The 1,440-nt window shown below is 52.6% G+C and carries 2 protein-coding genes; both read right to left on the reverse strand.

Annotation, left to right across the window (positions count from 1 at the left end; genetic code table 11):
- Positions 1–588: MBL fold metallo-hydrolase (locus AC9UEO_RS13645; protein WP_509534623.1), on the reverse strand; the 588-nt coding region annotated here is incomplete at its 3' end.
- Positions 589–630: 42 nt separating this feature from the next.
- On the reverse strand, positions 631–1,440 hold an 810-nt coding region (locus tag AC9UEO_RS13650), incomplete at its 5' end, for an AMP-binding protein (protein WP_509534626.1).

Consider the following 1,440-nt stretch of genomic DNA (forward strand, 5'->3'; position numbering starts at 1 on the left):
TTTGAGTGACTCAATCAAATCCAGCGTCAGAGCCACTTCGTGAAACGCATCCACACCTTCCAACTCTGGAAACACGACGCCAAATCCGTTGGCCCACAAGGCATCGGCCGAGATCAAGATTTGGTGGATGGGTTCAAACAAAATCACCGAATGCGGATCATGCCCAGGCGCCGCATGCACTTCCCAATTTAAAGAAGCCAAGCGCAAAATTTGCCCTGCTTGCAACAGGCCCTCAAACTTAAATCGCGGACACAGTTGACCTGTGGCTTCGTAACTCAAGGCCTCAACATCCCAAATAGACACGGCCTTGGCTTCACCAGGCGGAATCAGCGTTTCAAGTTGGGTGTAATGCGTTTGCAGCAGATGGTTGCCACCACAGTGATCGCTGTGTAAGTGGGTGTTAACCAACCGGTCTAGCATTCGGCCATTCAAGGTATTTTGAACGAGCGCCAAGGTCTGCGCTTGGTGAGTCACATAACCACTGTCGATCAATGTGGCTGACTCAGAGTCTGTGAAAAGAATGTTGTTGGCCGACAGCCAGCCTCTTTCAAAAACTTGAAGTCCTGGAATCTGCAGCCGCTGTGTCATTGACAATCAAGCGCCTTAAGCGAATCTAAAAAACCAATGCGCTCAATGCGCAGTGGTTCTCAGCTCACGCCGCAAAATTTTGCCAACATTGGATTTAGGCAACTCATCTCGAAACTCAATGTACTTGGGCCTTTTGTAACCTGTGAGATTGTCATGGCAGTATTTGGCCACGGCATCCTCGGTCAGCATGCTGTCGTTTCTCACCACAAACACCTTGATGGTCTCGCCTTGCATGGCGTCTGGAATGCCGATGGCGGCGCACTCAACAACGCCCGGGCACAATGAAATGACATTCTCAAGTTCCGAGGGGAACACATTGAAGCCACTCACAATGATCATGTCTTTGATGCGGTCGACAATTCGGAAATAACCGCGCTCGTCCATGATGCCCACGTCGCCGGTGCGCATGAAACCGTCTGGCGTGAAGGCCTTGCGCGTCTCTTCTTCTTGCTTGTAATAACCCACCATGACGTTGGGGCCGCGAATGCAAATTTCGCCAGACTCACCTTGCGCCAGGCTGTTGCCCTGTTCGTCCTTGATGGCGATGTCAATGCTGGGCAGTGGCAAACCAATGCTGCCGCTGAAGGAAGTTTGAGTGACCGGATTGTTGGTGCCGATGGCACAGGTCTCACTCATGCCCCAGCCCTCAATCATGGCGCTGCCGGTGGCAGCTTGCCAAGCGCGCGCTGTGCCCTCAGACGCTGCCATGCCCCCCGCTTGTGTGAGGCACAGGTTGGAGAAATCAATCGTTTTGAACAGGGGGTGCTGCAGCAAAGCGTTGAACAAAGTGTTCACGCCGGGCAGCAAGTGGAAGGGGCGTGTTTTGAGGGTTTCAATGAACTTGCCAAAGTC

The organism is Limnohabitans sp. (assembly GCF_040401495.1).
Taxonomy (GTDB): domain Bacteria; phylum Pseudomonadota; class Gammaproteobacteria; order Burkholderiales; family Burkholderiaceae_C; genus Limnohabitans.